Genomic DNA, 24,554 nt, shown 5'->3' on the forward strand with positions numbered 1-24,554 from the left:
ACACGACTGTCGATGAGCGATGATCCGACACGACCGTTTTTGTCACCGCGTGCGAAACGCGGTAGTATGGAGTACGTCACACACCACGGCCGCCGGACCGCGTACCGCGTCTCCGAGGGCGACGGCGAGGGGCCGGGGATCCTGTTCGTTCACGGCAGCGGCGGCACCCACGCGATCTGGAAGGCGCAGGCGCGGCTCCGGGATGCGGCACCCGTGGTCTCGATGGACCTGTCCGGCCACGGCGAGAGCGACGACGTCGACGCCGAGCCCGGGCCGGAAGCGCTCGCCGCCTATGCCGACGACGTGGTCGCCGTCGCCGAGGAGACGGGCGCGACGGTGCTCTGTGGGAACTCCCTGGGCGGCGCCGTCGTCCAGTGGGTCGCGCTCGAACGCGACTACGCGGCCCGGCTCGAGGGACTCGTGCTGCAGGGAACCGGGGCGAAGCTCGCGGTCCTACAGGATCTCCGTGAGTGGCTCGCCGACGACTTCGAGCGAGCGATCGAGTTCCTCCACGGCCCGGACCGGGTCTTTCACGACGCGCCGGCGGAGTACGCCGAGCTCTCGATGGACGCGATGCGGCGGACCGGCCGGGCGGTCGTCGAACGCGACTTCCTCACGTGTCACCGGTTCGACGTCCGTGACCGCGTCTCGACGATCGACGTTCCCACGCTGGCGGTCGCCGGCGAACACGACCGGCTGACGCCCCCGCGGTACCACGAATTCCTCGCGAGCGAGATCCCGAGCTGCGAGCGGGCCGTCATCGAGGACGCCGCACACCTCGCGATGATCGAGCAGCCCGAGGCGTTCAACGCCCTTCTGCGCGAGTTTCTCGGCAGGGTCGCGAACGCGTGAGACGTCCGTGGCTGCGGGCAGGGTCGAGTGACCGGGAACGTCGAGACTGGCGGTGTGGTGAATGCGGAACCGAGAAAGGATCGTCGTCTCGGATCGCCCCGTCGCGCCGATCGAACCGACCGTAGTCGGTGCGGATCGGCGTCCCCGGGCGTGGTCAGTTGTCGCCGGACTTCGACTGCCAGGCGTACTCGCGGCGCTTGGCGGACTTGCCGAAGCCGCACGACGAGCAGCGTTCCTTCTTGAGGTGGTAGGACTTCTCGCCACAGCGGCGGCACTTCACGTGAACCGTCTTGTTCTTTTTCCCCTGGGAGGGCGTTCCGGCGCCGGTCATGCTTTGATGGTGACGACGTTATCGCCGCGTATAATCGTTGTGTCTTCGACCGCGACGGCGAACTCGGCGTCGCCCTCGACGCGATCGTCGGCGGCCTCCTCGGGGTCGATGACCAGGTTCATGTGCTGGTCGTAGCCGGCGAGCAGGCCGTAATACGTGGTTCCGTCCTTGAGGTGGACGGTCACGGCCTCGTTCAGCGATGACTCCAGCACGTCGAGGGGTCGGCCACTCATACTTCCGATCGCCTCCCGTCGGACTATTAAACATACCGGGATGGGGATGTTCCGCGAGACGCGTTCTCACGACCGTCTCCGGGTGAACTACCCTACCCTACTCGCTCACGGCTGACGCCGTTCGCTCGTTGAGGGGAGGGCTTCCTGCTTCGATGACGCGCTTTGCAGACACCGAATTGGTGTCCGTAGGGAGCGCAGTCTCCACAGGCGTTCCTTCGGAGTGTCCCACTCCTACGTCTCTGAGGCCGCGAGAAAGGATGTTCCACGCCGCGTTCGCGTCCCTGTCCGCCTCAAACCCGCAGGCGGGACAGGAGTGTTCACGAACCCACAACGGCTTCTCCGTCGAGACGCCACACGCCGCACACTCTTTGGTCGTTCCTCCCGGGTTGACCGCCACGAAGTGCGTCCCCTCACGCTCACACTTGTATTCGAGGAACGAGAGGAACGTCCCCCACGCGGAAGACGCGGTGTTGCGGCTGTTCGACGGCGACTCCAGCATTCCCTTTACGTTCAGGTCTTCGACCGCCACGAGGTCGTACTCCCGAGCGTAGTAGTTCGAGAGCTTGTGCAAGAAGTCGCGGCGCTTGCGTCGGATGTCGGCGTGACACTCCGCGACTCGACGACGTTGCTTCTCGTAGTTGTTCGAACCGTGTTCCTTCCGCGAGAGTTTCCGTTGCTCACGGTCCAGCCGTTCCCGTTCGTCGGAAAGGTCGAGCGACCCGACTGCCGTGCCGTCGGTGTCGTGGGCGTACGTGAGAATCCCCACATCGATACCGACACACTTCTCGGGGTTCTCTGGTGGTTCGGGTGGTTCACGATCCATTTCGACGCCGAAGGTGGCGAACCACTCGCCCGTCGGTTCCTTCTTGAGCGTGACCTGTTTGAGGGTGGCGTCCTCGGGGATGGCGCGGTGGAGTCGGATCGGGATGTCCGCGAGTTTCGAGAGTGACAGCACAGCCTGACCGCCCTTCTTGTCGAGCTTGAAGCCAGACTGACTGTACGTGAAACTACGGAACTCCCGTGGCGGCTTCCACGTGAGGTGACCGACGCCGTAGCCGTTCTCCTTGAGTGCGGAGAGTCCTTCGAGATTGTCGAACAAACGTTCCACGACGGTTTGGAGAACCTTCGAGTACACGTCCGAAAGGTCGTCCCACCACTTCTTGAGATCGGGGAGTTCCGACCTTAGGGTGGTCATGGACGGTAGTTCGCCGTGTTCGTCTTGGTACTCGTTGAGGCGGTAGAGCGTGTGGTTGTACAGTTGCCGACAAATATCGCGGTGGCGGTCCAACTCCTCGCGGTGGGCGTCGGACGGCTTGAGACAGTACTTGTAGGCGTAGTACATAGCTCTCTACTCGCGTTGGTTTTCGACGTACTGTTTCAGCACGTCCAGCGACACCTGCCCCGTCGAGATGAGGCAGTACGAATCGTTCCAGAACGAGTCACCCCACAGTTCGGTCTTCAGTTCGTCCGCGTACTCGTTGCGGATACGGCGGGCGGTCGCGCCCTTGACCGTATTGATGAACTTCACGAGGTCCGTGGTGGGTTTCGCTCGGAACAGGATGTGAACGTGGTCGTCCTCGCCGTCGAGGTTCGTCAGTTCGACACCGTAGTTGTCCGTGAACCCGCTGATGACCTCGTGAATGAATTGGGTTCGTTCCTCGGTTAGCACTCCACGCCGATACTTGGTGGTGAGTATCAGGTGGTAGTGGAGGGAATACGTTGAGTGCGCACCCGAGTCGAGGTCATACTCCATTGGGTTCGATCAATATTATACCACCCTACTGCAAAACCGTTGCGATGGCGTGGGCCTGTGGGCCTGCAACCGTAGCGTGTATGAGAACCGTGCGGCGTTGACGAGACGCTTTGCGTCTCGTTCGCGCACAAGAGCTGCGCTCTTGTGAACGCTGTATCCCCTCCCTGCTCGCGCCTCCCCCTCGGTCGGCGCTCGCTGAGGAAGGGGGCTTAGCGCCTACTTTCAGCTAAAACGGCCGACGCGCTGACGTCGACCGTCGCCTTCGAACCGAACGTCGTCCGAACCGAATACCATCCAAACCGAACCGAACGTCGTCCGAACCGAACGCCGTCACCTCCTCGAGAGTCGCCGTTCACGCGAAGTCGTCACCGATAGCGGACGATACCTCCGCCATCGATGACGAGCCATCACGGATCAGCAGACTTTACCCGCCGACCCGGATAGCCGAAGTTGATGACGGATCGGGGATCGGCAATCGAACGGGCTCTGTGCCAATGGCGGCGGCTCGACCGTGGCTGGCGGCGGCTCAACCGTGGCTGGCGGCGGCTCGACCGCGGTTGGCAGGCGATCTGCGTGGCCGTCCTTCTCGTGGGCGCCATCGCCGGGCTTGACCTTCCGATCCCGTGGTGAGGATGGCCGGGTTGCGGCACCGTTCGCCGGCGTGGCGTGTGCTTCCAGGGATCGCCGTTCTCGTGTTGGTCGGGCTGTCTGCCCGCGCGGTCACCACGGTCGTCCCGATCGGAAGCCACCTCCTCGTCGCCATCGCGATCGGCGCACTCCTCGCGAACACGATCGGGGTGCCCGACTGGGCAGCCCCGGGCGTCGACACGCACGGCCTCTGGCTCGAGACTGGGATCGTCCTGTTGGGGGCCACCGTCGCCGTCGGCCGGATCATCGACGCCGGCGGGCGGGTTCTCGCCATCGTACTCGGTGCCGTATCGGCCACCGTCCTCCTCGTGGAGATCGTCTCGCGATGGGTGGTCGGGATCGACGAGAAAGCCGGATCGCTGCTGGCCGCGGGGTCGGGGATCTGCGGCGTCTCCGCCGTCGCGGCCGTTGCCGGCGCGATCGACCCCGACCGTGGACAGGTCGCCTATGCCACCGCAACCGTTCTCCTGTTCGATGCGGTCACCCTCGTGGCGTATCCGACCGTGGGGCGGGCGCTCGGTCTGTCGGACGTCGTCTTCGGGGTCTGGGCCGGGACGACGATGTTCAGCACCGGTCCCGTCACCGCTGCCGGGTTCGCGTATTCGCCCGTCGCCGGCGAGTGGGCGGTTCTCGTCAAGCTCGCGCGCAACGCGCTCATCGGGGTCGTCGCCGTCGGATACGCGATGTATTACGCCCGCGAGGTGGATGACGCGGACGAGGTGGACGGCGGCCGTGACGCAAACGGCGGCGGTGACGGGCGCGCCGCGCTTTACGCTCGGCTCCGGCAGCTTCGCGAGGGAGTCCCCGTCTTCCTGCTCGGATTTCTCCTCCTGGTCGTGCTGTCGGCGCTGGGCGCGTTCACGCCGGCACAGCGGACCGCGATCGGGAACGCCTCGAGCTGGCTCTTCCTCGTCGCGTTCGCCGGCCTGGGAATGCGGATGAACGTTCGGGAGTTCCGCGAGGCGGGGATCGCGCCGGTCGTCGTGGTCCTCCTCGCGCTCCTCGTCGTCAGCTCGACGACGCTCGTCGTCTCGATGGCGGTCCTCTAGATGACGGGTCGCATCCGTTTCGACGACGGTCCCTCCGGATGGCGATTCGCATCCGTTTCGACGACGATCCGGGAGCGGCCCCACGCTCGCCGGACGGTCGGTGTGCGCACCAACCCACACAGTTTTTAAGAGGGGCCCGTGTACCCGTAGATACCATCATCCCGCGGGACACGGTGGGCCGACGTCGGCTCGACCGAAGCGGGGCCCTCGCCGACGTGCTGTAAGACGCCGGGGCTTTGGCCCCAGATGCGGGTTTCAGTGAGCAGTATCGCCGTTCGAACGCGGCTTTGGATGCTCTGGGAACACGACTATGGAAATCGAAATCGCAACAATCGGCGGATACGAAGAGGTCGGTCGACAGATGACGGCGGTCCGGGCGGGCGAGGACATCGTCATCTTCGACATGGGCCTGAACCTGAGTAAGGTCCTGATCCACGACAACGTGGAGACCGAGAAGATGCACAGCCTCGACCTGATCGACATGGGCGCCATTCCGGACGACCGCGTGATGTCCGAACTCGAGGGCGACGTGCAGGCCATCGTGCCGACGCACGGCCACCTCGACCACATCGCCGCGATCCCCAAGCTCGCCCACCGGTACGACGCGCCGATCGTCGCCACTCCCTTCACGATCGAGCTCGTCCGCCAGCAGATCCAGGACGAGGGCAAGTTCCAGGTCGACAACGACCTGGTAAAGATGAACGCGGGCGGCACGATGGCGATCGGCGACTCCGAGCAGGTCGAGCTCGAGTTCGTCAACGTCACCCACTCGGTCATCGACGCGATCAACCCGGTCCTGCACACCCCCGAGGGCGCGATCGTCTACGGGCTCGACAAGCGGATGGACCACTCGCCGGTCATCGGCGACCCGATCGATATGGACCGGTTCCGCGAGATCGGCCGCGAGGACAACGGCGTCCTCTGTTACATCGAGGACTGTACCAACGCCGGCCGGAAGGGCCGAACGCCGTCCGAGTCGGTCGCGCGCAGGCACCTCGAGGACGTGATGCGCTCGGTCGAGGATTACGACGGCGGGATCGTCGCCACGACGTTCTCCTCCCACATCGCCCGGGTCTCGAGCCTCGTCGAGTTCGCCCGCGACATCGGTCGCCAGCCCGTCCTGCTCGGTCGGTCGATGGAGAAGTACTCCGGAACCGCGGAACGGCTCGACTTCGTCGACTTCCCCGGCGATCTGGGGATGTACGGCCACCGGAAGTCGGTCGACCGAACGTTCAAGCGGATCATGAAGGAGGGCAAGGAGGACTACCTGCCCATCGTCACGGGCCACCAGGGCGAGCCGCGCGCGATGCTCACCCGGATGGGACGCGGCGAGACGCCCTACGAGCTGGACGACGGCGACAAGGTCATCTTCAGCGCCCGGGTCATCCCGGAGCCGACCAACGAGGGCCAGCGCTACCAGTCCGAGCAGCTCCTCCGGATGCAGGGTGCCCGCATCTACGACGACATCCACGTCTCGGGCCACCTGCGCGAGGAGGGCCACTACACGATGCTGGACGCGCTCCAGCCCCAACACGTCGTCCCGGCCCACCAGAACCTGGAGGGACTCGCACCGTACGTCGACCTGTGCCGTTCGCAGGGATACACGCTCGATCGTGACCTCCACGTCACGGAGAACGGAAACGTCTTCCAGCTGGTCGAATGACGAACGACGCGACGGAGGCACGGGTTCTGGACGCGGTTCGACAGCGGCGCAAGCTCGTCAACGCCGCGATCGACGAGGAGCTCCCGCTGGCGGAGCCAGAGCGGCTCTACGAGGCGGCCCGGTACATCCTCGAGGCCGGCGGCAAGCGGCTCCGCCCGACGGTCGTCCTCCTCGCCGGCGAGGCGATCGCCGACGTCGCCCCCGGCTCCGTCGACTACCGGTCGTTCCCGACGGTGACGGGATCGACCATCGACCTGCTACGGGCGGCGGTGTCGATCGAGGTCATCCAGTCGTTCACGCTGATACACGACGACATCATGGACGAGGACGACCTCCGGCGGGGCGTCCCCGCGGTTCACGAGGCCTACGACACGTCGACGGCGATCCTCGCGGGTGATACCCTCTACTCGAAGGCCTTCGAGATGATGGCCGACGCCGGGGCCGACCCGGCCGACGGGCTTGAGGCGATGCGGCTGCTCGCGTCCACATGCACGAAGATCTGTGAGGGCCAGGCGCTCGACGTTGCCTTCGAGTCACGCGGCGAGGTGCTGCCCGACGAGTACCTCGAGATGGTCGAGCTGAAGACCGCCGTCCTCTACGGCGCCGCCGCCGCGACCCCGGCGGTCCTGCTGGGCGCCGACGACGAGGTCGTCGACGCGCTGTATCGATACGGGATCGATTCGGGCAGCGCCTTCCAGATCCAGGACGACGTGCTCGATCTGACCGTCCCCTCCGAGGAGCTGGGTAAACAGCGCGGCTCCGATCTCGTCGAGGAGAAGGAGACGCTCATCACGCTCCACGCACGCCAGCAGGGCGTCGCCGTCGACGACCTCGTCGACGCGGCGACGCCGGCGGAGGTGACCGAGCCGGCGATCGACGACGCCGTCTCGACGCTCGAGGATGCCGGATCGATCGAGTACGCACGCGGGAAGGCCGAGGAGCTCACCGAGCGGTCGAAACGGCACCTCGAGGTGCTGCCGGACAACGAGGCCCGTGAGACGCTCGCCGAGCTGGCCGATTACCTGATCACGCGCGGGTACTGACGCGGCGGCCGACGCCCACGCGTCCGTCGTTCCTATGTGCGTCCGCGTTATGCGCGTTCGTCCGCGACGTCCGCGAGGATCGCCTCGGCGTGGTCCTCGGGGTCGACGCCCTCGTAGGCGAGGACGATCTCGCCCGCCGCATCGACGACGTAGGTGTTCCGGAAGACGCCGTCGACGACGTTGCCGAACACGTTCTTCTCGCCGTAGGAGTCGTAGGCGCCGGCCACCGATCCATCCGTATCCGACAGGAGGTGAAACGGCAGATCGTACTTGTCGGCGAAGTCCGCGAGGTCGTCGACCGGGTCGTCGCTGATCCCGACGACCGCGACGTCAGCCGCGGCGAACCGGTCCCACGCGTCGCGGAACCCGCAGGCCTCGGTCGTACACCCCGGGGTGTCCGCCCGGGGATAAAAATAGACGACGGTGTAGTCGGCGTCGATCGACTCGAGCGAGACCGTTTCGCCGTGCTGGTTCGGCAGCGAGAACGACGGGGCGTCGGTGCCGGGATCGAGCATACCCGCTCTCGCCGGCCGGCGACAAAAAGTCCGCCGGTCGGGGTTCGACGGAGCCGGTTGGGTGGACGCTATTCGATCCGTTCGGCCGCGTCACGCTTCAGCAGCGGGTCGGCGTTGGCGGCCGGCAGCGTCACCACGTCCTCGCTCTCGAGGTCGTACTCCCGTTCGTCGACCCCGAGGATCTCCCCGACGTCCCGGGTGATACGAACGACGGTGCGGTCGAGATCGACCCCGTCGTGGCTGCGATCGTCCACGGCAGTCTCGTCGTGGCTGCGGCCCTCCGAAGCACCGTCCCCGCGACCCTTCGCGGCGCCGTCGCCGACGGCGTCGACGGCGTCGTCGGTGCCGGTCTCGGTGCGGCCCTCGGTCGTACGGTCCCCGGTGCCGTGACCGGCTTCCGTCACGGGATCGGTCTGGACGCTCGCGGCGGTCGACGTGGTCGAATCGACGCCCATCGCCTCGGCGAGCGCTCCGCCGTCGTCCGTACCGGGGGCGGACTCGACGGCGGTTTCGGTCGCGTGGTCGGTCGTCTCGACGTCCGCGTCGCCGTTCGCCGGCGCCGGTGGATCCTCCGGCGGGACCGGGCGGTCGGCGTCCTCTTCCCGTTCCGTTCCGGGTCGGGTCGCGGACGCGTCGGCGTCCGCCGTGACATCGGCGTCCGCCGGAACGTCGGCGGTGGCGGCCGACGCGGCGTTCGTCAGTTCCGACGCGCTCGGCGCCGCCTCGGTGACGGTCTCCGCGCCCGTGAGGACGTCGAGCACCGAGGACTTGTTGGCCTCGATGCGGGTCACCAGGTCCTCGAACAGCTCGCGCTCCTGGGTCGTCATCCCCTCGCGCTCGACCGGCATATCGGCCGCGGCGAAGGAGGCGAGCTTGACGACCTTTCCGACCCGGCGCTCGTACAGTGCCTCGGCGACCTCCTCGGCCGTCTCGACCTCGTCGGACATCCGGCGCACGTCGTCGTCCGAGAAGGGGTTCTCCACGCGCTCGGCCCGCCGATCGCGCGCGGCGCGGAGGTCGGCGATGTAGGACGCCACGTCCTCGTAGAACGCGTCGCGGAGATGCTGCAGGCTGTCCTTTCGGCGTTCCTTGGCCTGCACCGATCTGAGCTCGTCCAGATTCATCGTGTATGCGGGTTCATCGTGGATGCGTGTCGTCAGGGGGACGAAGGTACTCGTCCAGCAGCGACGTCACGGTCCGCTCGAGATCATCGTTCCGGGGCCTTGCTGGCGTCGCCGCGCGCCATCAGGAACACGCCGACGCACTCGGGGACCGTGTTCGTTCCCGGCTCCACCATTACGGCCTCACCGTTTAACTCTACCGTCGTCGGCTCCGGGCTGGTGATCTCGATCGTGCGGTCGGTGAACCGGTCCGGGACGGCATCGACCAGCGGATCGAAGGCGTCGAGGTCCGCTCGCGGGATCCGACACACCTCGAGCCCGCTGCCGCCGTGAAGCGTTCCCGGAACGCGGATGAGTCGGTGCGTGTCCGTCGTCACCGGCTCGTCGACCGGGGCCGTCCGTTCGGCGGTCACCCGTGCACACAGCGCCGACACGAGCCGGCGAACGCCGGGGCCGCCCGCCTCCAGATTCCCCTCCCGAACCGCGTCGGGGTTCCGGTGAAACGCGCCGAGGATCGTCTTCGCCCGTCCCTCGCCGATGCCGTCGAGCTCCTGGAGCCGATCCAGCGCGGCGTCCTCGTCCATCCCCCGGAGGTCGTCCGCGTACTCCAGGAGTGCCTCGTGGACGCGCCGTCCCCAGCCGCCCTCGGTCCGGAGGACGCGCTTGGTCGTCCCCCGCTCCTGCTCGGTTCGGATCAGCCCGTCGACGTCGAGGTCGATCGCGCGGATGTAGTCGACGATCTCGCGTCGTGCCTCGCTGTCCAGTTCGAGGACGGCCTCATCGCGGACGTGGACGTGATAGCCGCGACCGCCGGAGAAGACGATCTGGAGGTCCTCGAACCCGAAGTCGTCCTCGAGGAACGTGAGCAGCCGCTCGAGCGCGTCCTTGCAGGCCGCCAGCATCTCGGCGTACGTCGCCGATTCGGGGTCGATCGACGGCAGGTGGTCGGCGTCGAGATCGAAGACCAGATCCGCCCGGCGCCAGCCCTTGCTTCCCATCGTCGAGGCGCCCGGATCGTCGTAGCGCGCCGCGGAGAAGTAGGCGTGTCTCGGCGCCGTCTCCCGGAAGAACGCCTCGAGGTTCCCCAGGTCCAGCAGCGACTGGTGGCGCACCATCGTCGTGCCGCTTCCCGGCGTCCACGGGATGTGGCCCCACTCGCGCTCGTTCGCTCCGGGAGGCGGCGACAACGACGTGTCACGATAGTAGTCGCCGAACCGGCCGCGGAGGTACTCGCGCGTGCGGTCGTCCATCGCTCTCGGTCGGTAACACCGGTCGGCGTAAAGTCGTTCCGTTCGCCGGACCTATGTCGCTTGCCGACGGAGCGATCCCGTATGCGCGAGGAAGACGAGATCCGCGAGCAGTACGAGTTCCTGACGGAGCACCTCGAGGACGAGGAGATGCGTCACGAGGGCGTCAAGGAGATGTTCACCTACTACAAACGGGCGCTCGGGTGGGTCCTCGAGGAAGAACACATCTAACTCGGACGGCCGACCAGCGACGTTCCCGTCCTGCCGGCGAGGTCACTCGATCGACAGCGACGTCTCCGTTCCGTCCGCGTCCGCGCCGACGTCCCACTCGATCTCGAACTCGACGCTCCGCTCCTCGGTCCCGCTCCCGGTTTCGCGTTCGACCTGCACCCCGAAGGTCGCCCGCGGCGGCACCGACAGCGACACGGACTCCTCGCCGGCGGCGAGCGTGACCGGCTCGCCGGCCTCGAGCTTGTCGGCGACCGTCCTGAGGGACGTCGCGATCGATTCACGCGATTCGACGGATTCCGTCGCGAAGATCGTCTCTTCGGGCATACCACGTCTCCGGCGGCGGCACTATAAAAAGTAGCACCGTCTTCCGCCGCCACCATCGGAACGACCGCGGTCGCAGTTCGTGCCGTTCGAGTGTCATTATATATGTCTTCTGACGACCGGAGTAGTCACGAAGCTGGTGTTTCGGACATCATCCAAACGCCGATTTACTGGGATTCTCTCCGGATATCGATCGCCGATCCGATATATTTATCAGATATAAAGATATAATGTTAAACCGAATTCATAGATGTACGATCTGACAGGATTCCAGCGGGACCTGCTGTACGTGATCGCTGGGCTCGACGAGCCGCACGGACTCGCGATCAAGGAGGAGCTCGAGGACTACTACGAGAAGGAGATCCACCACGGCCGTCTCTACCCGAACCTCGATACGCTCGTCGAGAAGGGACTCGTCGAGAAGGGCCAACGCGATCGCCGAACGAACTACTACACGCTCACGCGCCGCGGCCAGCGGGAGATCGACGCCCGTCAGGAGTGGGAAGCACAGTACGTCGAGGTCTAACGGCGGATTCGCGGGGCGAACCCCGACCGGCCTATTCGACCCGATCGTCCGGCGCGTTCGCCCAGTCAAGCGTGACACTCGTTTTTATAGGCAGCACCATCCGCGAGGCGACGTCATCGAAGACGGTCACATTCGATAGCGACGCTCGTCGTCCCGCTGGGGATATTGGGACTCGCCGGTCATCTCGTCGACCGACATCCCCATCAGATACTCGTCGTAGGAGACGTCGTATCCGTTCCGCAGCTGGAAGTCGAGGTCGCCGGTGTCGACCGTCGTGCGGAACAGCGCGTGGATCCCTCGCCGGACCAGCTCGTCGGCGTCGGCGCCGGTCGCCGCGAGCAACATCGCCAGTTCGGTCCGCGTCTCCCGGTCGAGCTCGACGTCGATCGACTCGCCGAGTTCGCCGTACGTCTCCTCGACGTCGGTCGTCAGGTCCTCGAGCGTCATGGCTTTCCGCAGCGCCCCGGCTCCGAAACCGCTTTCGGATCGGGGCGGATCGCACGCGTCGGCGTCGCCCGGCGACGGTCGATCGACCAGCATTCATAAGCACCCGTGGACACAACGGCGCGTATGACGAGTTCCGGGGACGACGCCATGACGGCCGGCCGTTCCGGCGGGGTCGAGGATCACACGCTCCCGGCTGACGTCGATCTTCCCGCGAACCTCGAGGACGTTCGGTCGGCGCTCATCGAGTGGTACGAGGCCGACCATCGCGAGTTTCCGTGGCGGAAGACCGAGGACCCCTACGCGATCCTCGTCTCGGAGGTGATGAGCCAGCAGACCCAGCTCGACCGGGTCCGACCGGCCTTCGAGGCGTTCCTCGAGGAGTGGCCGACGGCCGCCGATCTGGCCGCGGCCGACAGAAGCGACGTGGTTGGGTTCTGGTCGAGCCACTCGCTCGGCTACAACAACCGCGCGAAATACCTCCACGAGGCCGCACGGCAGGTTCGCGAGGAGTACGACGGTGAGTTCCCACGGACGCCGCAGGAGCTCCAGGAGCTGATGGGCGTGGGTCCCTACACCGCCAACGCGGTCGCCTCCTTCGCGTTCAACGCCGGCGACGCCGTCGTCGATACGAACGTGGAACGCGTGCTGTACCGCGCCTTCGACGTTCCCGATTCGGACGACGCGTTCGAGGACGTCGCTTCGGCGCTGTTGCCCGAGGGACGCTCCCGGGTGTGGAACAACGCGATGATGGAGCTCGGCGGGGTGGCTTGCGGGACGACGCCGCGGTGTGACGAGGCGGGCTGTCCGTGGCGGGAGTGGTGCAGCGCCTACGAGACCGGCGACTTCACGGCACCCGACGTCCCGACGCAGCCGAGTTTCGAAGGAAGTCGTCGCCAGTTCCGGGGCCGGATCGTCCGACTGCTCGGCGACCACGAGGAGATGGAGCTGGATGCGCTCGGCCATCGGATCCGGGTCGACTACACGCCCGATGGCGAGCACGGACGTGACTGGCTCCGCGGCCTCCTGGCGGATCTGTCCGACGACGGGATCGTCGAGGTTCGTGAGCGTGCGGAGCGGACCCTCGTTCGACTCCGGGAGTGAGGAATGGCGCGAACGTCGGACTCGAGCGGAGACGACGATGCCGAGGACGGAACCGACGGCAACACCCGAGTCGAGGGTGACGGCAACATCCGAGTCGGGAGTGACGGCAACGCCGGGACCGGAACTCACGACGGGAGCGAGGGGAGCGACCGAGACGGTCCTCGGGTGGCCGTCGAGACGTACCGGGTCGGGACGGACGCGACGCCGGCGGAGTTTCTCGCGGCCGCACGTGTCTACGCGCGAGCCGTGGTCGAGACGCACGCGCTGACCGTCTCCGTGAGCGCCCTCGAGTGGGAAGTCAGTCGACGCGCGAAACGGCGCGCCGGGGCGGTACGCCATCGAGACGGCGATCCGAAGGCGGTCGTCCTCGCCTGGTTGCAGTTCCGCAACCGCGGCTGGCGGGCGACGGCGGCGACCATCCGACACGAACTCATCCACGTCCATCTGCTGAACGAACGCGACGACCCGAGCCACGGATCGGCCTTTCAGCGCCTGGCGGGGACGCTCGCGACGCACGTTCGCTGCGACAGGTTCGTCGACCCGACGTGGTGGGTCCGCTGTACCGATTGCGGCGCGGAGCTCGCCCGCTATCGACGATCGAAGCTGGTCAGGGAACCCGATCGCTACCGATGCGGGGAGTGTGGCGGCCGGTACCGGGTCGTTCGAGCGGACGACGCCGACACGGACGGGTGATCGGGAGTCGATGGCGATCCACCGCGTCCGCGACGGGCGAGTACCGGGCGGGTACCGGACAGCAGCGGTACCGGTCGACGCGTGGCGTCGATGAGGAATGGCGAGCAGTCGGCGCGAAACCGGGTCGGTGGGATCGGGAGGTCCTCTCGCGACGGAGCGCCGAACACCCGCGCTCGACCGTCGCGAGCAGCGGTCAGGTCACGGGGTCGCTGCGTCGGCATCCGGGATAAACGTCCGGTCGGATCGCCGGCGTATCCGAGGCACCGATCGGTTCGGAGACGGTCCGCCGGCCCCCGAATTTTTGTGTGCTCCGACCAGGGGAACGGTATGAACGATCCACACGTGGTCGGCATCGTGGGAAGCCTTCGATCGCGGAGTCGAACCCGCATCGCGGTTCGGGTCGCTCTCGAAGGGTCCAGTACGGCCGGTGCGACGACGGAACTGCTCGACCTCCGCGAGTACGACCTTCCGCCGTTGAATCCCGACCTCGACGACCAGGGCGACGGCGCCGCGTTCCGCGCCGCCATCCGTGATGCCGATGCGGTCATCCTGGGGACGCCGATGTACCACGGCTCCTGTTCGGGCGTGCTGAAGAACGCCCTCGACCACTGCGGGTTCGAGGAGTTCGAGGGAGTCACCGTCGGATTGGTGGCCGTCGCCGGCGGCTCGTTCCCGATCACGGCGCTCGACCATCTGCGGTCGGTCTGCCGCGCACTCAACGCGTGGGTGCTCCCGTATCAGGCCGCCGTCCCGCGGGGCAACTCCGCAATCGACGACGGGGAGTTCACCGATCGTGACCTCCGCGATCGCGTCGCGACGCTCGGGGACCGGGTCGTCGCCTACCGGTCGATCGAGCCGGAGCCGTCGACCTTCGAGAGCGACCAGAACAAGGGCGCGTGAGCGGCTCGACCCGGGAACGGGGGGCGCCAAGAACCGGCAAAACGTGCAAACAGTTATCACTCCGTGTTCAGTATGTTGTGATGAACTCCCATGGCACTCTACGATCGGATCCTGGTCCCGACCGACGGATCGCCGGAAGGGGACCGGGCCGTCGAGCACGCGCTTCAGTTGGCGACGATCCACGGCGCCAGCGTCCATACGCTGTACGTGATCAACGTCTCGAGTTACGCCGGGCTTCCGATGGAGTCGTCCTGGGAGGGCGTCGACGAACTGTTGCGGTCCGACGCCGAGTCGGCGGTCGAGGAGGTCCGATCGATAGCGGCCGACTACGACGTGCCCGTCGAGACGGCGATCGTCGAGGGATCGCCGAGCCGGGAGATCATCGATTACGCCGAGGGGGAGGGTTGTGACGTCATCGTGATGGGAACCCACGGGCGCGGCGGGATCGACCGGCTGCTGCTGGGAAGCGTCGCCGAAAAGGTCGTCCGGGGCTCGTCGGTACCGGTGCTCACGGTGCGTCTCGGCGAGACGGGAGGGTCGGAGGCGGCCGACGCAGCCGGCACGACGGGTGCAGCCGAGTCGCCCGAGACGACCGACGCGGACGCGAACTCTGCCGACGGTCCGTCCGGCTCGGAGGCCTCGGGAAGCGGCTGAACCCGACCACGCCGAGGGTGGGGACGACCCCCGACACCCGACCGGTCACTCGACCGGGCGAAGGTGCTCACAGTCCCCTGAGAGCACGGTCTCGGTCCCGTCGTCGGTCTCGAGGACGAGCGCGCCGGGGAATTCGACGTCGACCGCGACCCCCTCGACGGTTCCGCTCGCCGTTTCGACCCGGACCGACCGGCCGATCGTGATCGCCCGTTCGCGCCACTCCGCGAGCACGGAGTCCGGTTCGCTCGTCAGTTCGTGGAACCGCTCGAGCAGCGTCTGCGCCACGTGTCGCCGGTCGACGTCCTCGCCGACCGCTGCGCGGAGGCTCGTGGCGCCCGGTGGTAGGGACGCGACGTCGACGTTCGCGTTCACGCCGATCCCGACGACGATCCACGAGACGCGGTCGGCCTCCCCGCGCATCTCGGTGAGGATCCCGGCGAGTTTGGCGCCGCCCCGGTCGGTCCGATCGTCCTCGTCCCGGTCGGTCCGATCGTTCCCGCTCCGGTCGGTCCGATCGTCCTCGTCCCGGTCGGCGTCCGGATCGGGAACGAGGACGTCGTTGGGCCATTTGATCCGGGCATCGACGCAGGCTTCTCGACAGGCGTCGGCCGCCGCGACCGCGGCCGCGAGCGTGACGATCGGCGCGTGGGCCGGCGGCAGATCGGGGCGTATCACCACGGAGGCGTAGATTCCGCCGGACGGCGACGACCAGTCCCTGTCGAGTCGGCCGCGGCCGCCGGTCTGCTCGTCGGCGATCACCGCGACGTCGGTTCGTCCCGCCTCGGCGAGTTCGCGAGCCCGATCGTTGGTCGACCCGATCGCCTCGTGGAACTCGATCTCGTAGGGAGCGGTCGATCCGTACCGGATCGCGGCCGCTCCGTACGTCGGCGTGTCGGTCACCGCGTACCCCTGGTCCCCGCTCTCGATCTCGAACCCGCTGTCCCGGAGCGCCTCGACGTGCTTCCAGACCGCCGCCCGGGAGACGCCGAGCCGCTCGGCGAGTTCGGGGCCGGAGACGGGTCCCGATTCGAGCGCGTCTAACAGCGCGCGACGAGTGTCCATACGGTCCCTGATCGACGCGGCGAGATAGTGGTTCCGCCGTCCGCCGTCCCAGGGCGTCGCCCGAGGACGTCATCCGTTGCGATCCGGACCGACCGCTTCCAGGACGGAGCATACAAGCCGTCCCCGACCGACCGACCCGTATGGTCACGTTTCTCGCCGGGGGCACGGGTACGCCGAAGCTGCTGCAGGGAGCGACCCGCGTCTGGGAGCCGGGATCGATCACGGTCGTCGGCAACACCGGCGACGACGTCGAGATCGGCGGCCATCTCGTCTGCCCGGACGTCGACACCGTGCTCTTCTGGGGCGGTGACGTCCTCGACCGCGAGACGTGGTGGGGGATCCACGGCGACACCACCGCGACGCACGACGAGCTCGACCGGCTCGCGTCCGCCGCCGGCCTCGAGACGGGACCGCGATACCTCCCCGATGAGGCCCAGACCGCCGGTCGGCGGATCGCGAACTGGCGACGGTTCTCCGGCGTCGCCGAGTTCCTCGAGATCGGCGACCGCGATCGCGCCGTCCACATCACGCGAACGAGCCTGCTCGACGAGGGACGGTCGCTGACCGACGTCACGCGAACGCTCGCGGACGCGTTCGACCTGTCCGTCGATCTCGTTCCGATGTCGGACGATCCGGTCGCCACGATCGTCCACACCGACGCGGGGCCGCTCCACTTCCAGGAATACTGGGTCGCCCGTCGTGCGGCGCCGACCGTGGAGGACGTCGAGTTCCGTGGAGCTGACCGGGCAACGCCGACGCAGGCGGTCACGGACGCCCTCTCGGAGCCGGTCGTGATCGGACCGTCGAATCCCGTGACGAGCATCGGCCCGATGCTCGCGCTGTCGGGCGTCGAGGCCGCGTTGCAGGGGACCCCGGTCGTCGCCGTTTCGCCGTTCGTCGAGGACGAGGTCTTCTCGGGGCCGGCCGCGGAGCTGATGGACGGCGTCGGCTACGAGCCCGGCACCGCCGGCGTGGCGGCGGCGTATCCGTTCGCCGACGTGTTCGTCCTGGACGATGCCGACGAAACCGACCTCGACCGCGAGGTCGTTCGAACCGATACTCGCATCGAGAACGGCGACGACGCCGAGCGCGTGGCTCTCGCCTGTCGATCCGCGCTCGAGACGGTTCGATGAACGATGGGGTGAAATGGATGGCTCACGAGGAACACGGTGAGATGGATCCGGACCGTGACGAGATGGATCCGGACCGTAGCGAGACGGCTCCGGAACGCGGCGAACGCGTTCCCTTCGACCCGCCGGTGGCGGCCGCGAGCCTCAGCGGTCGGTCCGACGCGTCGTGGGCCCGCGCCGCGGCCCCGCACGTCGGCTGTGCCGTCCTCGGTGGGATCGCGATCGATCCGGCCAGCCGGGCGGCCGCGCGCGACCTCGTCGACCGCGGTCGCGAGGAGTTCCTCCCGTCGGACCCGATCGCGTTCGTCGACGCCCAGTTGGAGGCGCTCGCGGACGCGCCGCTTCGACCGGCCGTCAACGTCCGGAGCACGACGGCCGCCCCGATCGAGCGCGTCGCGGGCGTCTGTGCGGCCCACGGCGCGATCCTCGAGGTAAACGCGCACTGCCGCCAACCGGAACTGTGTGCGGTCGGCTGCGGCGAGTCGCTGCTTGCCGACTCGGACCGGCTCTCGGAGTACGTCGCGGCGGCTGCGGACGCTGGCGCAACGGTGAGCGTGAAGGCTCGAGCCGAGGTTCCCGGCGTTGACCTGCCGACCCTCGCCCGGTCGGTCGAGGATGCAGGCGCCCGCATCCTCCACCTGGATGCGATGGATACCGAACGCGCCGTGGCCGACGTCGCGACCGCGACCGACCTGTTCGTGATCGCGAACAACGAGGTTCGTGGGCGCGAGAGCGTCCGGGAGTACGCCGCGTACGGGGCCGACGCGGTGAGCGTCGGTCGCCCGAGCGACGAGCCGGCCGTCCTCGAGCGCGTCGCCCGCGCGGCGGCCGAGTTCGTTTCGGAACCCGGATCCGACCCCGACCGTCAAACCGGAAGCGGAAGCGAGACCGGGACGGAGGGCGAAACCGGGGTCGGATCGGGGGCCGACACGCGATCGAAACCGGAGGATGCATCGCCGTGACTGGGGACGAATCCGAGGACCGACGCCCGGCTTCGAGCGATGCACCGAGCCGACCCAGCGACCGCGTCCGAACCGCGATCCGGAGCGACGCGTCCCGGACGTCCGCCGCGAACGCGCAGTTGGCGCTGTTGCTGGAGGTCGCCGGAACGCCCAAGCCCGGCAACGTCGATCGGGCGCGCGACCTCGAGGACCTCCGATTCGAACACTTCCTCGCGGGCGCGATCGGGGCCGGTGACGGGTTTCGTCGCGCCGAGCGCGGCGCCCGCGTCGGGAGCGCGTTCGAACGCGCGGTCGCCGGAATGAGCCGCCAGTCGGGCGGAAACACGCAGTTCGGCTGCCTGCTCCTGCTCGTTCCGCTCGTCTCGGCTGCGGCTCGAGGATCGCTCACTCCCGACGGCCTCGAGCGCATCGCCGCCGAGACGACCGTCGCGGACGCGGTCGACTTCTATCGCGCCTTCGAACACGTCGACGTCGCGGTCCCCGATCCGCCGGCGGATCTCGACGCCCTCGACGTTCGCCGCGGGGCCGCCGCGGCACCCGCCCTCAGGGATCGCGATCTGGCGCTCGCGGACGTGCTGGCACTCTCGGTCGAGACGGAGGCGGACGACCGGATCCCCGACTGGAACGCGGTCGAGTGGACGACCGGCTTCGAGCGAACGTTCGCGGTCGCCGAGTCGATACGAACCGATACGGGACCGGTCGGCGATCGCGCCGCCAGGGCGTTCATCGGTCTGCTTGCCGACCGACCGGATACCCTCGTGGCGACCGCCCACGGCCCGTCGGTCGCGCGGGAGGTCTCCGACCGCGCCGCCGCCGTTCGTGGCGATCTCGAGGCCGCGGAGGCGCTCGCGGACGCGCTCGTCGAGGAAGGGATCAACCCCGGAACGACCGCCGACGCGGTCGCGGCCGGCCTCTTCGTCGCGCTCGAACGGGGGCTGTCCGTGTGACCCGGTCCGGAGACGGCAGCGATCACGGGGGCGCGAACGCCGACGCTGACCCATCGGACCGCCGATTGGTCGACCCTGACCGGTTCGATCCCGACGACGAGCGAACGCGCGTCCTTCCCCGCGGGACGGGAAACGGCTGGCCGGTCGATCTCGACGGGGTGACCGAGACCGTTGTGGCGACGCGTGGTCCCGACGGGATGTGGAATCTGGCCGCGCTTGGCGTTCACGCTCCGGATCGGGACGCGTTCGTCGCCGGGACGGACGACGCGGAAGCGGCTCCGACCGCACGAACCTACGGCCGAACGCGGACCCGACGGAACGTCGAGCGCACCGGTCACGGCGTGATCCAGTTCACGAGCGACCCGCGGGAGTTCGTCGACGCGGCGCTGACGATCGACGAGCAGTCGGACCCCCTGCTGGCGAACGCGGACGCGTACGTCGAGGTCGAGTTCACGCGCGTCGACCGCGTCGTCGAGGCCGGCACCGAGATCCACACGTGGGAACTCGAACCGGTCGCGGGACGGATCCTCGAGGAGCGGGTCCCCCGGACGAACCGGGGGTTCGGCGCGGTCATCGACGCGACCGTCGCTGCCTCGCGCCTCGGCGTCGAGGGGTTCGACGATGACGAACTGCTCGACCGGCTGCAGTACTTCGCCGATACCGTCGAGCGCTGTGGCGGGCCGCGGGAACGGACCGCGTTCGAGCGGATCGATGACGCGACGGGCTGGCGGGATCTGCGGTGACGAGGTGGCGGGATCGGCGGTGACGAGGTGGCGGGATCGGCGGTGACGAGGTGGCGGGATCTGTAGTAACCGGTTGGAATGGGCCACACGCTGGTGGCCGATACGGAGCCCGCACGATCGGCGCTGTTCGGCGTCCTGCGGACGTACGCGGGGCTCGAGGCGGAACGAACCCTTTTAGTTCGCGCCGCCGGTACCGGCGGTATGGCCATCAAACCCAAGTACATCAAGCAGCTGGGGAACGTCCTCATCCAGGAGTATCCCGACTCGTTCAACACGGACTTCGAGACGAACAAGGAGAGCGTCGAGGCGCTCACGACGGTCGAGTCCAAGGGCGTCCGGAACCGGATCGCCGGCTACGTCACGCGAAAGAAGGCCCAGTCGGCCGCCTCCGCGGCCTGACCGTCGGCCCTCTCACACTCGTCCGACGGGACGTTCCGTCCCGGACCGTTCTCCGACCGCCCGCCGGCCGATCGCGGCGCGTTTTCGCCGAGGGTTTATCCCCGAAGCCGCGGCCATCTCGTCGGGATGGACCCCGTGTTCCGGCCGGTCGTCGACCCGACGTTCGCGGTTGCCGCGATCGCGTTCGTGGTCGGCGGCGCCGCCCTCGGAACGATCAGCGGGCTGATCCCGGGACTACACGCGAACAACTTCGCGCTCGTGCTCGCCGGCGCCGCCCCGAGCATCCCCGCGGACCCGCTGCTCGTCGGCTGCGCGATGCTCGGGGCGGGCGTGGTACATACGTTCCTCGACATCGTTCCCTCCCTCTCGCTGGGCGTCCCGGACGCCGCGATGGCGGTCGCCTCGCTGCCTGGCCATCGGCTGGTGATCGCCGGGCGGGGTCGCGAGGCGTTGCGGCTCTCCGCGGTCGGATCCGGGCTGGCGGTGCTGCTCGCCGTTCCGTTGGCGATCCCCGTCACGTGGGTGATGATCCACGCGTATCCGACGATCCGGGCGAACATCGGGATCGTCCTGGCGGCAGTCGTCGGATTCCTCCTCGTGACGGAGTCCTCGCGGCGGGCGGCGGTCGCCGGGCTCGGCGTCTTTCTCGCGAGCGCGTTTCTCGGATCGGTCACGCTCGACGTCGACCCGAACGCGCCGCTTTCGACCGGCGGGATGCTCGCGCCGTTGTTCAGCGGCCTCTTCGGTGCGCCGGTCCTCATCGACGCGATCGACGGTGCCGGCGTGCCGCCCCAGTCGGACGCCCGGATCGCGATGGACCGTCGGCCGCTCGGCATTACGGCCGCTGCGGGATCGTTCGCGGGGGCGATCGTCGGCTATCTGCCGGGCGTCTCGGCGGCGATCGCCGCGACGGCGGCGATCCCCGTCGTTCCACGGTCGGACGCCGACCGGGGGTTCGTGGTCGCCACGAGCGGCGCGTCGACGAGCAACACGGTCTTCGCGCTGTTCGCGCTCGTCGCGCTGGGCGTGCCCCGGACGGGCGTGATGGTGGCCATCGAGGAGGTTGCGGTTCCGCTCGCCCTCCCCGTCCTGCTCGCGGCGACCGCCCTCGCCGCCGGGATCGGGTTCTGCGTGCTGCTTCTGGTCGGCGACGCGTACCTCCGGATCGTCGGCAGGGCGGACTACGCTCGACTCTCGCTCGGCGTACTCACGTTTCTGGTCGGACTCTCGTTCCTGTTCGCGGGACTCGTCGGCGTCGGGACGCTCGTCGTCGCCGCGGCGTTGGGGCTCGTTCCGCCGCGGGTCGGCACCCGTCGCGTCCATCTGATGGGGGTGTTGATCGGTCCGTTGCTGTTGGGATCGTGACCAGGTACGCGCGACGTTTCGCGCGGGCACCGGACGGTAGGGATCCGAAACCGATCCCGACCGAACGCAAAGAACAACGGTTAAAAGTCGCGCCCCGGTTCATCAGAGTATGAGCGATAGTCAGCAGCAGGCGGCCACTCAGTGCGTCTCCTGCGGGATCCAGGTCGCCGGGATGAACGCCGCCCGGTTCGATTGCCCCGAGTGCGGCACGAACATCAGCCGATGCGCGAAGTGCCGCAAGCAGAGCAACCTGTATGAGTGTCCCGACTGCGGCTTCCGGGGGCCCTAACGATGGGTGACGTCGCAGCCAAGATCAAGGTGATGCCGAACAGTCCCGAGGTCGACCTCGACGAGCTCCAGGAGCTGCTCGAGGACTCGCTCCCCCAGGGCGCGAAGATCCGCGGGTTCGAACGCGACGACGTCGCGTTCGGCCTCGTCGCGCTGTTGCCGACCGTGATCGTCCCCGACGACGCGGGCGGCACCGAGGCCGTCGAGGAGGCGTTCAGCGGCGTCGAGGGCGTCGAATCCGTCGCGGTCGAGAACGTCGGCCGTCTGTAACGCCGGCAGTCCTTCGTCTCGGAGCGTTCGTTTTCTCGGCCGTCTGCCCGCTGAGAGCGCCTCTCACGCCGGGGTCGTTGTTTCAGCGTACGACGACCACTGGCGGTCAGTCAAAACTGATGGTCAGCTGACGCAAGAACGAGCCAGGGCGGGGATTTGAACCCCGGAAGTCTCGATTACAAGTCGAGTGCATGAACCGCCCATGCTCCCCTGGCACGGGACCGGATTGTCGACCCACCTTTGAGTCAGTATCGGTTTTCCGGCCCGATCGGGCCGCGTCGTCGGCGGGTTCGGGACGCAGCCGCCCGCCCGTTTCGTACCGGCCCGGGGTCGGCCCGGGGTCGGCCACCGTTGGTCACCGGTCGGGGAGTTCCTTCTCGAGCTCGACCCGATGGGGTTCATAGTCGTGCCGACGATAGAGGCGACGCGCGTCGACGTTGCTCGCCATCGCCTCGATCGCGACGGCGTCGACCCCGGCCGTCGCGAGTCGTCGTTCCCCCCGATCGAGCAGCGACGAACCGATCCCGCCGTCACGGGCTCCCGGCTTGACGAACAGCGCGTCGATGAATCCCCGGTCGACGTCCCGTTCGTAGGACCCGCGTTCGCGTGAAACCAGAACGAATCCGATCGGGTCGCGTTCAGCGGGGTCGTCCCTTCCAGGTGCCGTGTCAGTGGACCGGGCAAGAAAGACCTCCTCCGCGACGATGGCTTCCGCAAGCCTGTCTCGAACGACCCGTGCGTTGGGTCGAGCCCGAAGATGTGACCCCTCCTCCCGTTGATCGCTCGCCAGTGCGAGCCACAGGTCGACGAGCGCGTCGAGGTCCGCCATCGTGGCGGCGACGACCGCGTGGGACGATGTAGCATCGTCGCCGGTATCGGTTTCGTCCGTCGGTTCGTCCTCGGCGTCCGTTTCTCGTTCGGTCATTACGCATCCAATCGGTCGGGGTCGGGCTCTCGCTCGCGATCGGAGGACGCGACTACGGGGACGGGACCGGCCACGAGCGCACTCAGACCTCCTGACAGTCCGGACAGACGAGTCGCCCGTCGTGGTGCTCGAGGGTCGCGGACAGGGTTCCACAGACCTCACAGATGCTCTGTGTCGGTTCCGTCTCGGTTCCCCGTTCGGCATCCCGCTCCAGGGACCTCGATCGCCGCTCGCCGTTGGCTTCGGGGGTCGCGTTCTCGAGCCGTTGCGTGGGTCGAGCAGCGAGCACGTCGTGTTCGGTGAGGACGCCGACCGCCCGTCCGTCCTCCGTGACGATCAACCGGTTCGTTCCCTCGGCGATCAGCCGCTCCTCGGCGGCGGCGATCGATTCGCTCGCCGCGATCGTCGGTGCCGGCGGACTCATCACCTTCCCGACCGTCGTCCCGTTCGGATCGTTGCCCTCCAGCACCGCCGCGAGGGCGTCACGCGGGGAGAGACAGCCGACCGGTTCATCGCCGCGAACGACCACCAGACAGTCGGCGGAGTCGGCCACCAGCAGCGCCGCGGCCTCGCCGAGCTCGTCCGACTCGCTGACGCCCAGGAACTCCCTGTGCATCACGTCTCGGGTAGTGGTACCATTGTTCATACTGGTAGATCGGACCTGTCCCTGTAAAACCTACCTCCAGTACAGTTAACACGGATGGGAACCTATCTCACGGATCGGCGCGTCGAACCGGCGTTCCGGCCGGTTATGCGTCGGCGCCGACGAACGTCTCGGCACCCTCGTAGAACCAGTACCCCGCCTCGCGCATCGACCGGCCGAGCTCCCGGTGGAACTCGACGAAGTCCGCGAACTCCTCCCGATCGACGTGATCGAAGATCTCCTCGACGGAGACGACGGTCTCGTAGTCGATCCGAACCGGGTGGTCGCCGTACGCCTCGACGTACTCCGCGGCCGACAGCGGGAAGTCCTCCTCCTCGTCGATCTTCTTCGCGAGGACCGCGTGCCCGTACTTCCGTTTGCCCTCGCTCCCCTCCTCACCGTCGGGGTCGTGTGGCCAGTCCATATCCTGGTTTCGCGATCGGCTGGCATAGTCGTTACGTTCCGGTCGACCCCTTCCCCGGTCGACGGACG

General features: G+C 67.8%; 32 protein-coding genes and 1 tRNA gene. 19 read left to right on the forward strand and 14 right to left on the reverse strand.

Annotated features, from left to right (window positions below; genetic code table 11):
- The first annotated feature begins 66 nt into the window (after positions 1 to 66).
- Positions 67 to 852, forward strand: coding sequence for an alpha/beta fold hydrolase (locus CPZ00_RS01695; RefSeq protein ID WP_096389091.1), 786 nt, complete (start codon positions 67 to 69; stop codon positions 850 to 852).
- 154 nt (positions 853 to 1,006) lie between these two features.
- Here the strand turns inward: CPZ00_RS01695 and CPZ00_RS01700 are convergent, their stop codons facing one another.
- The 4 genes from CPZ00_RS01700 to tnpA all read right to left on the reverse strand — a co-directional run bounded on the left by CPZ00_RS01700 (position 1,007) and on the right by tnpA (position 3,169).
- Positions 1,007 to 1,183, reverse strand: coding sequence for a 50S ribosomal protein L37e (locus tag CPZ00_RS01700; RefSeq protein WP_021074254.1), 177 nt, complete (start codon positions 1,181 to 1,183; stop codon positions 1,007 to 1,009).
- Complete coding sequence (locus tag CPZ00_RS01705) at positions 1,180 to 1,416, reverse strand: LSM domain-containing protein (protein ID WP_096389094.1); 237 nt, start codon at positions 1,414 to 1,416, stop codon at positions 1,180 to 1,182. Before CPZ00_RS01705 ends, CPZ00_RS01700 begins: the two co-directional genes overlap by 4 nt.
- Positions 1,417 to 1,513: 97 nt before the next feature.
- Positions 1,514 to 2,758 (reverse strand): RNA-guided endonuclease InsQ/TnpB family protein, encoded by a 1,245-nt coding sequence (locus CPZ00_RS01710; RefSeq protein WP_096389096.1) that lies wholly within the window; start codon positions 2,756 to 2,758, stop codon positions 1,514 to 1,516.
- 6 nt (positions 2,759 to 2,764) lie between these two features.
- Positions 2,765 to 3,169 (reverse strand): IS200/IS605-like element ISHmu6 family transposase, encoded by a 405-nt coding sequence (gene tnpA / locus CPZ00_RS01715; protein WP_006652001.1) that lies wholly within the window; start codon positions 3,167 to 3,169, stop codon positions 2,765 to 2,767.
- 453 nt (positions 3,170 to 3,622) lie between these two features.
- Between tnpA and CPZ00_RS15220 the strand changes: the two genes are divergently transcribed.
- The 4 genes from CPZ00_RS15220 (at position 3,623) to idsA3 (ending at position 7,572) form a co-directional block, all read left to right on the forward strand.
- Positions 3,623 to 3,799, forward strand: a complete 177-nt coding sequence (locus CPZ00_RS15220; RefSeq protein ID WP_157744155.1) for a hypothetical protein — start codon at positions 3,623 to 3,625, stop codon at positions 3,797 to 3,799.
- A gap of 2 nt (positions 3,800 to 3,801) precedes the next feature.
- Complete coding sequence (locus CPZ00_RS01720; RefSeq protein WP_096389098.1) at positions 3,802 to 4,866, forward strand: YeiH family protein; 1,065 nt, start codon at positions 3,802 to 3,804, stop codon at positions 4,864 to 4,866.
- A gap of 310 nt (positions 4,867 to 5,176) precedes the next feature.
- The gene (locus tag CPZ00_RS01725) at positions 5,177 to 6,529 is read left to right on the forward strand and encodes a ribonuclease J (protein WP_096389100.1); all 1,353 of its coding nucleotides are present in this window, start codon (positions 5,177 to 5,179) and stop codon (positions 6,527 to 6,529) included.
- Positions 6,526 to 7,572 (forward strand): geranylfarnesyl diphosphate synthase, encoded by a 1,047-nt coding sequence (gene idsA3, locus CPZ00_RS01730; protein ID WP_096389102.1) that lies wholly within the window; start codon positions 6,526 to 6,528, stop codon positions 7,570 to 7,572. Before CPZ00_RS01725 ends, idsA3 begins: the two co-directional genes overlap by 4 nt.
- A 47-nt stretch (positions 7,573 to 7,619) precedes the next feature.
- Here the strand turns inward: idsA3 and bcp are convergent, their stop codons facing one another.
- From bcp to priS, 3 genes are all read right to left on the reverse strand, one after another.
- A complete protein-coding gene (gene bcp / locus CPZ00_RS01735; RefSeq protein ID WP_096389104.1) occupies positions 7,620 to 8,087 on the reverse strand; it encodes a thioredoxin-dependent thiol peroxidase in 468 nt (155 codons plus the stop codon).
- 68 nt (positions 8,088 to 8,155) lie between these two features.
- On the reverse strand, positions 8,156 to 9,211 hold the full coding sequence (locus CPZ00_RS01740) for a DNA replication complex subunit Gins51 (protein WP_096389106.1): 1,056 nt from the start codon (positions 9,209 to 9,211) through the stop codon (positions 8,156 to 8,158).
- An 83-nt stretch (positions 9,212 to 9,294) separates the two neighbouring features.
- Positions 9,295 to 10,458 carry a DNA primase small subunit PriS gene (gene priS, locus CPZ00_RS01745; protein WP_096389108.1) on the reverse strand — a complete coding sequence of 388 codons (1,164 nt, stop codon included), beginning with the start codon at positions 10,456 to 10,458 and terminating at the stop codon, positions 9,295 to 9,297.
- Between the two features lie 81 nt (positions 10,459 to 10,539).
- Here priS and CPZ00_RS15520 point away from each other — a divergent pair, with 81 nt between their 5' ends.
- Positions 10,540 to 10,686 carry a hypothetical protein gene (locus CPZ00_RS15520; RefSeq protein ID WP_172861741.1) on the forward strand — a complete coding sequence of 49 codons (147 nt, stop codon included), beginning with the start codon at positions 10,540 to 10,542 and terminating at the stop codon, positions 10,684 to 10,686.
- A gap of 42 nt (positions 10,687 to 10,728) precedes the next feature.
- On the opposite strand, the gene CPZ00_RS01750 is transcribed toward CPZ00_RS15520, so the two are convergent.
- The gene (locus CPZ00_RS01750; protein ID WP_096389110.1) at positions 10,729 to 11,010 is read right to left on the reverse strand and encodes an amphi-Trp domain-containing protein; all 282 of its coding nucleotides are present in this window, start codon (positions 11,008 to 11,010) and stop codon (positions 10,729 to 10,731) included.
- Between the two features lie 247 nt (positions 11,011 to 11,257).
- On the opposite strand from CPZ00_RS01750, the gene CPZ00_RS01755 reads away from it, so the two are divergent.
- Entirely contained in the window at positions 11,258 to 11,533 is a 276-nt protein-coding gene (locus tag CPZ00_RS01755; RefSeq protein ID WP_096389112.1) for a PadR family transcriptional regulator, read from the forward strand.
- Between the two features lie 126 nt (positions 11,534 to 11,659).
- Here CPZ00_RS01755 and CPZ00_RS01760 read toward each other — a convergent pair whose 3' ends face one another.
- Complete coding sequence (locus CPZ00_RS01760) at positions 11,660 to 11,980, reverse strand: hypothetical protein (protein ID WP_096391555.1); 321 nt, start codon at positions 11,978 to 11,980, stop codon at positions 11,660 to 11,662.
- Positions 11,981 to 12,127: 147 nt separating this feature from the next.
- Here CPZ00_RS01760 and CPZ00_RS01765 point away from each other — a divergent pair, with 147 nt between their 5' ends.
- The 4 genes from CPZ00_RS01765 (at position 12,128) to CPZ00_RS01785 (ending at position 15,328) form a co-directional block, all read left to right on the forward strand.
- Positions 12,128 to 13,081 carry an HhH-GPD family protein gene (locus CPZ00_RS01765; RefSeq protein WP_096391556.1) on the forward strand — a complete coding sequence of 318 codons (954 nt, stop codon included), beginning with the start codon at positions 12,128 to 12,130 and terminating at the stop codon, positions 13,079 to 13,081.
- A 3-nt stretch (positions 13,082 to 13,084) separates the two neighbouring features.
- Entirely contained in the window at positions 13,085 to 13,774 is a 690-nt protein-coding gene (locus CPZ00_RS01770) for a SprT-like domain-containing protein (protein WP_096389114.1), read from the forward strand.
- 327 nt (positions 13,775 to 14,101) lie between these two features.
- Positions 14,102 to 14,674, forward strand: coding sequence for an NADPH-dependent FMN reductase (locus CPZ00_RS01780; RefSeq protein ID WP_096389118.1), 573 nt, complete (start codon positions 14,102 to 14,104; stop codon positions 14,672 to 14,674).
- 90 nt (positions 14,675 to 14,764) lie between these two features.
- Entirely contained in the window at positions 14,765 to 15,328 is a 564-nt protein-coding gene (locus CPZ00_RS01785; RefSeq protein WP_096389120.1) for a universal stress protein, read from the forward strand.
- 45 nt (positions 15,329 to 15,373) lie between these two features.
- Here the strand turns inward: CPZ00_RS01785 and CPZ00_RS01790 are convergent, their stop codons facing one another.
- On the reverse strand, positions 15,374 to 16,390 hold the full coding sequence (locus CPZ00_RS01790) for a biotin--[acetyl-CoA-carboxylase] ligase (protein ID WP_096389122.1): 1,017 nt from the start codon (positions 16,388 to 16,390) through the stop codon (positions 15,374 to 15,376).
- A gap of 140 nt (positions 16,391 to 16,530) precedes the next feature.
- Here CPZ00_RS01790 and cofD point away from each other — a divergent pair, with 140 nt between their 5' ends.
- From cofD to CPZ00_RS01830, 8 genes are all read left to right on the forward strand, one after another.
- On the forward strand, positions 16,531 to 17,523 hold the full coding sequence (gene cofD, locus CPZ00_RS01795) for a 2-phospho-L-lactate transferase (protein WP_096389124.1): 993 nt from the start codon (positions 16,531 to 16,533) through the stop codon (positions 17,521 to 17,523).
- A 62-nt stretch (positions 17,524 to 17,585) separates the two neighbouring features.
- Complete coding sequence (locus CPZ00_RS01800; RefSeq protein WP_157744276.1) at positions 17,586 to 18,482, forward strand: tRNA-dihydrouridine synthase; 897 nt, start codon at positions 17,586 to 17,588, stop codon at positions 18,480 to 18,482.
- Between the two features lie 77 nt (positions 18,483 to 18,559).
- Positions 18,560 to 19,429, forward strand: coding sequence for a triphosphoribosyl-dephospho-CoA synthase (locus CPZ00_RS01805; RefSeq protein ID WP_096391557.1), 870 nt, complete (start codon positions 18,560 to 18,562; stop codon positions 19,427 to 19,429).
- A complete protein-coding gene (locus CPZ00_RS01810; RefSeq protein ID WP_096389126.1) occupies positions 19,426 to 20,172 on the forward strand; it encodes a DUF447 domain-containing protein in 747 nt (248 codons plus the stop codon). The genes CPZ00_RS01805 and CPZ00_RS01810 overlap by 4 nt, the downstream gene beginning before the upstream one ends.
- A 201-nt stretch (positions 20,173 to 20,373) precedes the next feature.
- Positions 20,374 to 20,571, forward strand: coding sequence for a 30S ribosomal protein S17e (locus CPZ00_RS01815; RefSeq protein WP_021074229.1), 198 nt, complete (start codon positions 20,374 to 20,376; stop codon positions 20,569 to 20,571).
- Between the two features lie 126 nt (positions 20,572 to 20,697).
- Positions 20,698 to 21,936, forward strand: a complete 1,239-nt coding sequence (locus tag CPZ00_RS01820; protein ID WP_096389128.1) for a tripartite tricarboxylate transporter permease — start codon at positions 20,698 to 20,700, stop codon at positions 21,934 to 21,936.
- A gap of 109 nt (positions 21,937 to 22,045) precedes the next feature.
- Entirely contained in the window at positions 22,046 to 22,225 is a 180-nt protein-coding gene (locus CPZ00_RS01825) for an HVO_2753 family zinc finger protein (RefSeq protein ID WP_021074227.1), read from the forward strand.
- Between the two features lie 2 nt (positions 22,226 to 22,227).
- Positions 22,228 to 22,494, forward strand: a complete 267-nt coding sequence (locus CPZ00_RS01830; RefSeq protein WP_096389130.1) for an elongation factor 1-beta — start codon at positions 22,228 to 22,230, stop codon at positions 22,492 to 22,494.
- A 141-nt stretch (positions 22,495 to 22,635) separates the two neighbouring features.
- On the opposite strand, the gene CPZ00_RS01835 is transcribed toward CPZ00_RS01830, so the two are convergent.
- The 4 genes from CPZ00_RS01835 to CPZ00_RS01850 all read right to left on the reverse strand — a co-directional run bounded on the left by CPZ00_RS01835 (position 22,636) and on the right by CPZ00_RS01850 (position 24,486).
- Positions 22,636 to 22,709 (reverse strand) — tRNA-Thr (locus tag CPZ00_RS01835).
- A 140-nt stretch (positions 22,710 to 22,849) separates the two neighbouring features.
- A complete protein-coding gene (locus CPZ00_RS01840; RefSeq protein WP_096389132.1) occupies positions 22,850 to 23,419 on the reverse strand; it encodes a GNAT family N-acetyltransferase in 570 nt (189 codons plus the stop codon).
- Between the two features lie 82 nt (positions 23,420 to 23,501).
- Positions 23,502 to 24,065, reverse strand: a complete 564-nt coding sequence (locus CPZ00_RS01845; RefSeq protein WP_096389134.1) for a CBS domain-containing protein — start codon at positions 24,063 to 24,065, stop codon at positions 23,502 to 23,504.
- A gap of 103 nt (positions 24,066 to 24,168) precedes the next feature.
- Positions 24,169 to 24,486, reverse strand: coding sequence for a DUF5785 family protein (locus tag CPZ00_RS01850; RefSeq protein ID WP_096391558.1), 318 nt, complete (start codon positions 24,484 to 24,486; stop codon positions 24,169 to 24,171).
- Positions 24,487 to 24,554 lie beyond the last annotated feature (68 nt).

This window comes from Halopenitus persicus (assembly GCF_002355635.1).
Taxonomy (GTDB): Archaea; Halobacteriota; Halobacteria; order Halobacteriales; family Haloferacaceae; genus Halopenitus; species Halopenitus persicus_A.

What these genes read in the sequence shown, in the direction of transcription:
- CPZ00_RS01755 (WP_096389112.1), top strand. Translation starts at nt 11,258, where the DNA reads ATGTACGATCTGACAGGATTCCAGCGGGACCTGCTGTACGTGATCGCT.
- CPZ00_RS01820 (WP_096389128.1), top strand. Translation starts at nt 20,698, where the DNA reads ATGGACCCCGTGTTCCGGCCGGTCGTCGACCCGACGTTCGCGGTTGCC.
- CPZ00_RS01705 (WP_096389094.1), bottom strand. Translation starts at nt 1,416, where the DNA reads ATGAGTGGCCGACCCCTCGACGTGCTGGAGTCATCGCTGAACGAGGCC.
- CPZ00_RS01800 (WP_157744276.1), top strand. Translation starts at nt 17,586, where the DNA reads ATGGATCCGGACCGTAGCGAGACGGCTCCGGAACGCGGCGAACGCGTT.
- CPZ00_RS01770 (WP_096389114.1), top strand. Translation starts at nt 13,085, where the DNA reads ATGGCGCGAACGTCGGACTCGAGCGGAGACGACGATGCCGAGGACGGA.
- CPZ00_RS01840 (WP_096389132.1), bottom strand. Translation starts at nt 23,419, where the DNA reads ATGACCGAACGAGAAACGGACGCCGAGGACGAACCGACGGACGAAACC.
- CPZ00_RS01845 (WP_096389134.1), bottom strand. Translation starts at nt 24,065, where the DNA reads ATGAACAATGGTACCACTACCCGAGACGTGATGCACAGGGAGTTCCTG.
- cofD (WP_096389124.1), top strand. Translation starts at nt 16,531, where the DNA reads ATGGTCACGTTTCTCGCCGGGGGCACGGGTACGCCGAAGCTGCTGCAG.
- CPZ00_RS01710 (WP_096389096.1), bottom strand. Translation starts at nt 2,758, where the DNA reads ATGTACTACGCCTACAAGTACTGTCTCAAGCCGTCCGACGCCCACCGC.
- CPZ00_RS15520 (WP_172861741.1), top strand. Translation starts at nt 10,540, where the DNA reads ATGCGCGAGGAAGACGAGATCCGCGAGCAGTACGAGTTCCTGACGGAG.
- CPZ00_RS15220 (WP_157744155.1), top strand. Translation starts at nt 3,623, where the DNA reads ATGACGGATCGGGGATCGGCAATCGAACGGGCTCTGTGCCAATGGCGG.
- CPZ00_RS01815 (WP_021074229.1), top strand. Translation starts at nt 20,374, where the DNA reads ATGGCCATCAAACCCAAGTACATCAAGCAGCTGGGGAACGTCCTCATC.
- CPZ00_RS01765 (WP_096391556.1), top strand. Translation starts at nt 12,128, where the DNA reads ATGACGGCCGGCCGTTCCGGCGGGGTCGAGGATCACACGCTCCCGGCT.
- CPZ00_RS01695 (WP_096389091.1), top strand. Translation starts at nt 67, where the DNA reads ATGGAGTACGTCACACACCACGGCCGCCGGACCGCGTACCGCGTCTCC.
- tnpA (WP_006652001.1), bottom strand. Translation starts at nt 3,169, where the DNA reads ATGGAGTATGACCTCGACTCGGGTGCGCACTCAACGTATTCCCTCCAC.
- CPZ00_RS01825 (WP_021074227.1), top strand. Translation starts at nt 22,046, where the DNA reads ATGAGCGATAGTCAGCAGCAGGCGGCCACTCAGTGCGTCTCCTGCGGG.
- bcp (WP_096389104.1), bottom strand. Translation starts at nt 8,087, where the DNA reads ATGCTCGATCCCGGCACCGACGCCCCGTCGTTCTCGCTGCCGAACCAG.
- CPZ00_RS01725 (WP_096389100.1), top strand. Translation starts at nt 5,177, where the DNA reads ATGGAAATCGAAATCGCAACAATCGGCGGATACGAAGAGGTCGGTCGA.
- CPZ00_RS01750 (WP_096389110.1), bottom strand. Translation starts at nt 11,010, where the DNA reads ATGCCCGAAGAGACGATCTTCGCGACGGAATCCGTCGAATCGCGTGAA.
- CPZ00_RS01740 (WP_096389106.1), bottom strand. Translation starts at nt 9,211, where the DNA reads ATGAATCTGGACGAGCTCAGATCGGTGCAGGCCAAGGAACGCCGAAAG.
- idsA3 (WP_096389102.1), top strand. Translation starts at nt 6,526, where the DNA reads ATGACGAACGACGCGACGGAGGCACGGGTTCTGGACGCGGTTCGACAG.
- CPZ00_RS01850 (WP_096391558.1), bottom strand. Translation starts at nt 24,486, where the DNA reads ATGGACTGGCCACACGACCCCGACGGTGAGGAGGGGAGCGAGGGCAAA.
- priS (WP_096389108.1), bottom strand. Translation starts at nt 10,458, where the DNA reads ATGGACGACCGCACGCGCGAGTACCTCCGCGGCCGGTTCGGCGACTAC.
- CPZ00_RS01760 (WP_096391555.1), bottom strand. Translation starts at nt 11,980, where the DNA reads ATGACGCTCGAGGACCTGACGACCGACGTCGAGGAGACGTACGGCGAA.
- CPZ00_RS01785 (WP_096389120.1), top strand. Translation starts at nt 14,765, where the DNA reads ATGGCACTCTACGATCGGATCCTGGTCCCGACCGACGGATCGCCGGAA.
- CPZ00_RS01700 (WP_021074254.1), bottom strand. Translation starts at nt 1,183, where the DNA reads ATGACCGGCGCCGGAACGCCCTCCCAGGGGAAAAAGAACAAGACGGTT.
- CPZ00_RS01790 (WP_096389122.1), bottom strand. Translation starts at nt 16,390, where the DNA reads ATGGACACTCGTCGCGCGCTGTTAGACGCGCTCGAATCGGGACCCGTC.
- CPZ00_RS01720 (WP_096389098.1), top strand. Translation starts at nt 3,802, where the DNA reads ATGGCCGGGTTGCGGCACCGTTCGCCGGCGTGGCGTGTGCTTCCAGGG.
- CPZ00_RS01830 (WP_096389130.1), top strand. Translation starts at nt 22,228, where the DNA reads ATGGGTGACGTCGCAGCCAAGATCAAGGTGATGCCGAACAGTCCCGAG.
- CPZ00_RS01780 (WP_096389118.1), top strand. Translation starts at nt 14,102, where the DNA reads ATGAACGATCCACACGTGGTCGGCATCGTGGGAAGCCTTCGATCGCGG.